General features: G+C 38.6%; 6 protein-coding genes. 4 read left to right on the plus strand and 2 right to left on the minus strand.

Features of this window, described 5'->3' with window-relative positions; genetic code table 11:
- Positions 1-122 precede the first annotated feature (122 nt).
- The 4 genes from BKK47_RS11525 (at position 123) to arcC (ending at position 4,943) form a co-directional block, all read left to right on the plus strand.
- Positions 123-1,352 carry an HAAAP family serine/threonine permease gene (locus tag BKK47_RS11525; protein ID WP_077494968.1) on the plus strand — a complete coding sequence of 410 codons (1,230 nt, stop codon included), beginning with the start codon at positions 123-125 and terminating at the stop codon, positions 1,350-1,352.
- 50 nt (positions 1,353-1,402) lie between these two features.
- Positions 1,403-2,770 carry an L-serine ammonia-lyase gene (locus tag BKK47_RS11530; protein ID WP_077494969.1) on the plus strand — a complete coding sequence of 456 codons (1,368 nt, stop codon included), beginning with the start codon at positions 1,403-1,405 and terminating at the stop codon, positions 2,768-2,770.
- Between the two features lie 153 nt (positions 2,771-2,923).
- On the plus strand, positions 2,924-3,928 hold the full coding sequence (locus tag BKK47_RS11535) for an ornithine carbamoyltransferase (RefSeq protein ID WP_077494970.1): 1,005 nt from the start codon (positions 2,924-2,926) through the stop codon (positions 3,926-3,928).
- A gap of 70 nt (positions 3,929-3,998) precedes the next feature.
- Positions 3,999-4,943 carry a carbamate kinase gene (gene arcC / locus BKK47_RS11540; RefSeq protein ID WP_077494971.1) on the plus strand — a complete coding sequence of 315 codons (945 nt, stop codon included), beginning with the start codon at positions 3,999-4,001 and terminating at the stop codon, positions 4,941-4,943.
- 42 nt (positions 4,944-4,985) lie between these two features.
- Here the strand turns inward: arcC and BKK47_RS11545 are convergent, their stop codons facing one another.
- Positions 4,986-6,410 (minus strand): surface lipoprotein assembly modifier, encoded by a 1,425-nt coding sequence (locus BKK47_RS11545; RefSeq protein WP_077494972.1) that lies wholly within the window; start codon positions 6,408-6,410, stop codon positions 4,986-4,988.
- Between the two features lie 186 nt (positions 6,411-6,596).
- Complete coding sequence (locus BKK47_RS12380) at positions 6,597-8,720, minus strand: factor H binding protein domain-containing protein (protein ID WP_244149143.1); 2,124 nt, start codon at positions 8,718-8,720, stop codon at positions 6,597-6,599.
- Between the last annotated feature and the right edge of the window lie 63 nt (positions 8,721-8,783).

Genomic DNA, 8,783 nt, shown 5'->3' on the forward strand with positions numbered 1-8,783 from the left:
TCTAAAAACATTTCTTTGAATTTCATTGCATTAAAGCATATCATTCGCGCCAAATTTATCAGGGATTTTCCTGAAAGATTGATGTTTAATCTATATTTTTTTATCTTTTTAAGGTATTCATTATGAAAAAAACAAAGTGGAACAAATTTGATGCTGCGTGGATGTTAAATTTATTTGGTACTGCTGTGGGAGCCGGCGTACTTTTTCTGCCAATTAATGCGGGAATGGGTGGGTTTTGGCCACTTGTAGTTATGGCAATTTTGGTAGGACCAATGACCTATTTTGCCCACAGAGGATTGGCATATTTTGTCCTTTCTTCTAAAAATCCGGGCAGTGATATCACTGAAGTAGTGGAAGAGCATTTTGGTAAAACGGCGGGTAAATTAATTACTCTACTTTACTTTTTTGCCATTTTCCCGATTCTGTTAATTTATGGTAATGGTATTACCAACACGGTAGATTCTTTTATCGTGAATCAACTTGGCATGGCATCGCCTAATCGTGTATTACTGTCTTTTGTTTTAATTGCAGTATTAATTTCAGTAATGCTTTTCAATGAAAAAGTAATGCTAAAAATTACAGAATGGCTTGTATATCCGTTAGTGCTTATTTTATTTGTGTTGTCGATTTATTTAATTCCGGAATGGAATAGTTCCATGTTACAAGAATTCCCGACTGCAAGTGGTTTTCTTACTACATTATGGGTGACGATTCCGGTTTTGGTGTTCTCTTTCAATCACTCTCCGGCAATTTCTTCTTTTACTTGCTCACAATATCGCGAATATAAAGAATTTGATCTTACTGAACGCCATATTGAACATACTGAAAAAGGCACATCAACGATTTTACTTTTCTTTGTTATGTTCTTTGTATTCAGCTGTGTATTAACTTTAACACCGGAAGAATTATTGGCAGCCAAAGAACAAAATATCAGTATCTTATCTTTCCTTGCGAACAAATTCGATAATCCTTATATCTCCTACTTTGGGCCATTAGTTGCATTTTTAGCGATTACCAGTTCTTTCTTCGGGCATTATATGGGCGCGCGTGAAGGTTTGGAAGGCTTATATTTAAAAATGAAAGGCGAGTCGGTTAACCGTAAAAAATTAAATTATGCAACCGCACTTTTCTTCTTATTCACTCTATGGGGCGTTGCTATTATTAATCCGAGTATTCTTGGTTTAATTGAATCTCTTGGCGGTCCAATCATTGCGATGATTTTATTTATTATGCCAATGTATGCTATTCGCAAAATACCGGCAATGAAACGCTATCAAGGTCGTTTTAGTAATGTATTTGTAACCATAATGGGATTGATAGCTATCTCTGCGGTCGTATATGGATTATTATAAGCAACTTAGTAGTTTAATTTAGCTTATCTTATTAACTTAACGAGAAATATATGATTAGCGTATTTGATATGTTTAAAGTGGGAATTGGGCCTTCCAGTTCCCACACTGTTGGTCCGATGAAAGCGGGCAAACAATTTGTCGATGATCTTATCAAGCGTGGGCAGTTTGAAGAAACCGCTGAAATCCATGTTGATGTGTACGGTTCTCTTTCAATGACAGGTCGTGGCCATAATACGGATATTGCGATTATTATGGGGCTTGCCGGTTATTTGCCACATGATGTGGACATTGACTTAATTCCACATTTTATCGAAAAAGTGAAAGAAACGGCACAGTTACCGATCGATCAAGGTGAGAAAACTGTGAAGTTTGATTTTGATAATAATCTTATTTTTCACAGTACTTTTTTGAAATTACATGAAAATGGTATGACGATCGCTGCATTAAATGCGGATCGTAAGGAACTTTACCGCCAAACTTATTATTCTATCGGCGGTGGTTTTATCGTGGATGAAGCGCATTTCGGTCAGGAAGAAGAAAGTGCGGTTAGTGTTCCTTATCCCTATAAAAATGCAGAAGACATTTTAAAGCATTGCAGCGAAAACGGTTTAATGCTTTCTACTGTCATGCTTGAAAATGAAATAGCCTTACATGGTAAGGATGCGGTGAGTGCACATTTAGACAATGTATGGAAAACTATGCAGGCTTGTATTGATCACGGGCTACATACTGAGGGCATTTTGCCGGGACCGTTGCGTGTGCCTCGCCGTGCAGCTTCCTTATATCGTATGTTAGAAGCTAATACGAATTTATCCAATGATCCAATGCGTGTTATTGACTGGGTGAATATGTTTGCCCTTGCTGTGAATGAAGAAAATGCAGCAGGTGGACGGGTTGTCACTGCGCCAACAAATGGTGCTTGTGGAATTATTCCGGCAGTACTTTCTTACTATGATAAATTTGTTTCGTCTTTAACACCTGAGATTGTTGAACGTTATTTGTTAGCAGCGGGGATGATCGGTTCGCTTTACAAAATGAATGCCTCGATTTCCGGTGCTGAAGTGGGGTGTCAAGGGGAAGTCGGTGTGGCTTGTTCTATGGCTGCTGCAGGCTTGGCTGAGATTCTTGGCGCAAATCCAATGCAAGTATGTATTGCGGCGGAAATTGCTATGGAACATAATCTTGGCTTAACTTGTGATCCCGTCGGTGGACAAGTTCAAGTTCCTTGTATCGAACGCAACGCTATTGCTTCGGTGAAGGCGATTAATGCGGCTCGTATGGCATTACGCCGTACTACTAACCCGCGTGTTTCGCTTGATAAAGTGATTGAAACTATGTACGAAACAGGCAAAGATATGAATGCAAAATACCGTGAAACTTCGCAAGGCGGGTTGGCGGTAAAAATTGTTTGTACCTAATAAACTATCATGGGATGCGAAAGCATCCCTATTTTTTTACCGCACTTTTTTATTATTTTCCTCTCCTCTTTCCGACTTTTTGCTTGAACGCAAACGTTTGCTTTGCTAGAATTGCCCGATTTTTTGTCAACACACGAGAAAGAGGAAGCAACTATGGCGTTTAATCTTAAAAACAGACATTTACTAAGTTTGGTAAATCATACTGAGCGTGAGATTCGATTCTTATTGGATTTAGCGAGAGATTTAAAAAGAGCAAAATATGCGGGAACCGAACAACCTCGTTTAACCGGTAAAAATATTGCACTTATTTTTGAGAAAACGTCAACACGCACTCGATGTGCTTTTGAAGTGGCTGCTTACGATCAAGGCGCACACGTCACTTATATTGATCCCGTTTCATCCCAAATTGGGCATAAAGAATCAATGAAAGACACCGCACGTGTATTAGGCAGAATGTATGATGCCATTGAATATCGTGGTTTTAAACAATCAGTGGTAAATGAACTTGCACAATATTCGGGCGTACCTGTATTTAACGGTTTAACCGATGAATTTCACCCGACTCAGATGCTTGCAGATGTCCTCACTATGATTGAAAATTGTGATAAACCATTGAGTCAAATTAGCTATGTGTACATTGGTGATGCACGTAATAACATGGGAAATTCTTTATTATTAATTGGCGCAAAATTAGGTATGGATGTGCGTATTTGTGCACCAAAAGCCCTATTACCGGAAGATTCGCTCGTAAAAATGTGCGAAGAATTTGCGGCACAATCCGGAGCAAGAATTGCCGTTACTGAAGATATAGACAAAGCAGTTAAAAGCGTAGATTTTGTACATACGGATGTATGGGTTTCAATGGGAGAACCGCTTGAAGCTTGGGCGGAACGAATCGATATGTTAATGCCTTATCAAGTCACACCGGAATTAATGAAACGAACTGGCAATCCAAAAGTTAAATTTATGCACTGTTTACCAGCATTCCATAATAGCGAAACCAAAATGGGAAAAGAAATTGCAGCAAAATATCCTCAGTTGGCAAATGGTATTGAGGTGACAGAAGATGTATTTGAATCACTGGCAAATGTGGCATTTGAACAAGCGGAAAATAGAATGCACACAATTAAAGCCGTGATGGTGGCAAGTTTGGCGTAGTAAGTTATAGATAGCATCGTAAATATTAAATTAACGATGCTATTTTTTTATCAAGTAAAGGGAAAGTAAAATGAGAATTATCGTTGCATTGGGTGGAAACGCCCTATTAAAAAGAGGGGAGCCAATGACGGCTCAAAATCAGTCTGCGAATATTCGTATTGCAGCAGAACAATTGGCAAAAATTAAACAAGAAAATGAATTGGTGATTTCCCATGGTAATGGGCCACAGGTCGGGCTGCTAGCATTACAACACGCCGCCTATCATGCACAAGATACAAAAATTGAGCCCTATCCGCTCGATGTGCTGGTTTCGCAAACCGTGGGAATGATTGGCTATATGTTGCAACAAGAATTAACCAATCTGTTGCCACAAACTCCAACGATTACGGTATTAAGCCAAGTGATTGTTGATCCAAAAGATCCTGCATTTGAAAAGCCAAGCAAACCTATCGGGCAAGTTTATTCCAAAGAAGAAGCGGAAAAACTTGCAGCAGAAAAAGGCTGGGCGGTGATGGCAGACGGGCAATATTATCGCCGTGCCGTACCAAGCCCTTTACCAAAATCCGTCACAGGAATTGACTCGGTGAAAGCTTTATTAGCCAATCGTAACATTGTCATTTGTGGCGGCGGCGGTGGCATACCAAGCTGTTATAATGAGAAAGGGGAACTACAAGGCATTGAAGCAGTGGTGGATAAAGATTTATGTACAGCTGTGGTTTCTCAAGAATTAGAGGCGGATTTATTTATCATTGCCACCGACGTTCCCGCCGCTTGCGTGAATTTCAATCAACCGGGTCAAAAACAAATAGCCAAAGCCAATCCACAAGCTTTAGAAAGCCTTGCTTCAGAGTTTGCGCCGGGTTCTATGGGACCAAAAGTGAAGGCAGTGATCAATTTCGTAAAAGCCACCGGTAAAGAGGCGGTTATTGGCTCGCTAAACGATATTGAACGTATTGTCAAAGGCGAAGCCGGTACAAGAGTTACCAATAGCATTGAAGGCATTGAGTTTTACTAAACAAAAAGGGGATGAAAACATCCCCATTTTTGACCGCACTTTTTAGAAATTTTTCTCAATAGAAAGAAATAATTCACCACTTTTACGTGAATAAAACTCAGGAATGTTACTGTCGATTTTGCGATAGCGATAATTCAATTTCGGGATAAACCCTTTCCATTGCAACTGGTTATGCCAAACCGCTACATTAATGCTATATTCCTTGTCTTGCCGTTTTTTCGTCGGGAAATAAAAATTTTCCGCTCGAAAATCACGTTTTACATAGCGTCCGCTTAAACGCATCGCAAAATCCTTGATTTGCCATATTGTGCCGATATTAAGCCCTCGGCGGAGTGAAGATTCCGCTTTATCTTTACTTTGATCGAGGCTCCCTTCAATACCACCAAATATCAACCAATTCGGTTTAGCTTGATAACTGAATGAAAGGGTCGCACCGTTAATGTAACCATTATGTCGGCGTGCCACATTGGTTTCGGCGTAGCGTTTTTGTGTATGGGAAAGCGTGCCTGAAATCGACCAAAGTGCGGTCAATTCTTGATGAAAAGTTGCGGTCACGCCATAGTTTTTACTATAACGTGGTGAACCTAACCAATTTTGTTCAAAAAATGGCATAACGCCGACTGATTGTAAGGCTGAACGGTAACGATAACCTAACGCCACATACAAAGATTTTTCGCTATAATCTTGATTATCCCAATAATGTACGCCGTTAAAATAACTATTGAAGGCAAAAAAATGATTTTTTGCAACATTCACTTCACGATTTAGCCCTACGCCATAACGGAAACCGTGTGCTTTCTGTGGTAGCGAGTCTTTATCTTTTTGAAAACGAAGCTCACCAAGCATAATATCCTGTTGAGCAGAGGCATTATTCACATTGTCTGTTCGCGTGTATTGCAATTCAGCCTCCACCTGCCAGTTTTGGCGTTTTTCCATTTCTTGTAGATAGCGTTGAGCTAAGTCTTTCATTTGTGGCGATAAATCATGCATCGCCCGTTCAATTTCGGCTTTCGCTTGACGATATTGTTTGTTTTCAAACAGCATTACACCCAAATCGAAACGTGGGTAAGCCAATGCCGGATTTTCATTCACGATCTGTTGATAAAGAGAAATCGCTTCAGCATATTGGCGTTCGGCACGTAACATTGCCCCTTTAGCGTAGCGGTAAAGGGTAGCATCATAATGGGCTTGTTTTTGATAGAGCGGTAATAATCGTTTTAATAATTCCCATTGTTGATTTACCACGCCATAGTTAATTAACTTTTCTAGTTTTGTTTGCACTGAATCCCTTTCATTCAATGCAATTTGAGGCGTGGAAAGTGCGGTGGATTTTGGCGATGTTTTTAGCTGAGGCTCCTCGGTTTTCGGCACATTTGTTTCTTCAAAGAAAATTGGTTTAGGTGTATGAATGGTTTCAGCTTGAGAAATAAGGGGGAAAACCAGTAAAAAATAAGTCAGTTTTTTCATAATAAATAGTAGGGACACACTGCGTGTGTCCGCTTATAACATATTGAAATAATTTGATTTTATAACGGACACACGCAGTGTGTCCCTACAGTTCAACAAAATGTTTGTGTCGTGCTATATAACGGAACAAAAGAATGCCGTTTAAATTGTTTTAAACGGCATTTTGTTAAAGCTTAACGATTATTTTTAAATATCTCCACGTGTGCCGCCAAAGCCAACGTCAATATTATTACCGCGAAGGCTACCATCTTGAGAAGAATCATTTATTCTTTTAATTGTAACATCGCTTATATATCTATCTGGGGATACAAAGCTGTAACCTGTTTCAGAATCATAAGAACCTTTATACATTCCTTGTATCAAGCTTGCTTTGCCTGTAATTTCTTCAGCATTTGGACCAAAGAAATTAGCCGCATATTCACCTGTTACACCACCTTCATCGACCCACGCATCAGCAATGGCATTGCCTTTAACTCTCATACTATTATGACTTGCTGATTTGTAGATTTCAGCTTCTTGCAAAGTAATATCACCAATATGATCCAACCCTGTAATTTTTCCTGAACCTTTTCTCTCAGCAAAATCCACCGTATAAGAGAGTTCACCTTGTTTCTTGGCATCAAATGCAACACCGGTATAGGTTGCTCTTCCTTCTGAAGGGAATTTATCAACCGGTGTTTTAAAACCATTTGTATGACCTGGATAAGAACCGTCCTCTACTGTATAGGTTTCGCTTGTTCTAGTCTTAGAAACTTCACGAGAACGAAAAGGAGATGAATTTTTATTATCGCCTTCCTCATAGTAATATTCTATTTCGGTATATGGCTCTACGGTTTTGTTATAGTTACCTGTAATGACGGAATATTTTTGGTTATAAATATCGGCATAAGTTGTCACTGTTTTATTGGCGACTTCTCGATCATTTTCAATAATTGGTTCGTTTCTAATAGAATGATCTTGCTTTGTTAAGAATCCTAGTGGTTTATCTCTAGTACCTTTGAGATTTGTTATCGCTTCATCAACTTTTTTATCTAAATTGATTTGAGCTTCTTCCAAAGAAACAAGCGTATTTTGATCAATAAATTGTTCAATATCATAACCTAATTCGGTGAGGATTTTTGCTAATTCTGTAATCTTCTCACGATTTGTTTTGTACTGTTCAAGCTCCGTTTTAGCTTCTTCAAGGGATTTATCTTTATTTTTTTGAGCAAACTCCCAAGTATTAAAGTGATGAACATTAGGGAAATAAGTATTTTTGTAGTTTTCAGCTAATTCACGTATTTGCTCTTCTTTTCGTGCCTGTAACCGCTCTTTTTCTTTTTCAGCAGCTAGTTGATTGAGGGTTTCTAATGCACTAGATTTATCGTTATCTATATTTTGATTAGCAAAATTTTGAGCTTCCCAATCTTCCAATCCTTTTTCTTTAGCAAGGTCGATTAATTCATTGATTTTGGTTTCTCGTTCAGCTTTTTCAGTAACATAATTATTGAGATCTTCTACCGCACTTTCTTTATCCGTATGATTTCTACCATAGGCAAAATTATGGGCTTCCCACTCTGGCAAACCTTTCTCTTTTGCTAATGCAAAAATTTCATTAATCAGTAGTTGTCTTTTTTGCTGAATTTCATTACGACGGCTTTCTAACAAGGTTTCAGCTTCATCAAGTGTGCTATTTTTATTTTCTCGGGCAAATTGACGAGCGTCCTGATTATTCAAACCATAATTACGCGCAAGTTGGCGTAATGTGATGGTTTTATGTGCATTTAATACTTCATCAGCTACTTCTGCTTTGGATTTGTTTTGTAAATCATCGGCGAGTTCGTTTGCCCAACCTTGTGGTAAACCGCTTTGCAAGGCAAATTTTAGAACTTCATTACGGTTTAAAATTTTGTCATTTGCTAGTTTGGCTTCTAATTCTTTCACAGCTTTTTCTTTTGCTGCCATTTCTTTGGCTAAATTTTCTTTTGCTTTTTCAGTAGCCTGCTGTGTTTTGGTTTGTTCATCTTGTAAGACTTTTTGTGCCTCTTTTAAGCGTTGTTCGGCTTGCGCTAAATCTTGTTTTGCTTTATTTAAATCTTGCGTAGAAAGCTGTTCTGACTGTTTTAATTTTTCTTCGGTAGATTGTTTTTCGCTTTGTGCTTGCGCAAGTTGCGCTTTCAAGCGATCTAATTCGCTTTGCTGTTGAGTGGCTTGATTATTTTTGATTTCGTTATTCGGTGTGGCTGGGCGATTATCATTCCCACCACTACTCCCACATCCGCTTAATGCCAATAAAAGTGCGGTTGCAACTGAGAGATTTTTTAGTTTCATTTTGGTATCCTTAAATAGTAGTATGATTAAAAAAACAAAAAAAATTATAATTTTGTATTAATT

This window comes from Rodentibacter mrazii, assembly GCF_001998825.1.
GTDB classification, from domain to species: Bacteria; Pseudomonadota; Gammaproteobacteria; order Enterobacterales; family Pasteurellaceae; genus Rodentibacter; species Rodentibacter mrazii.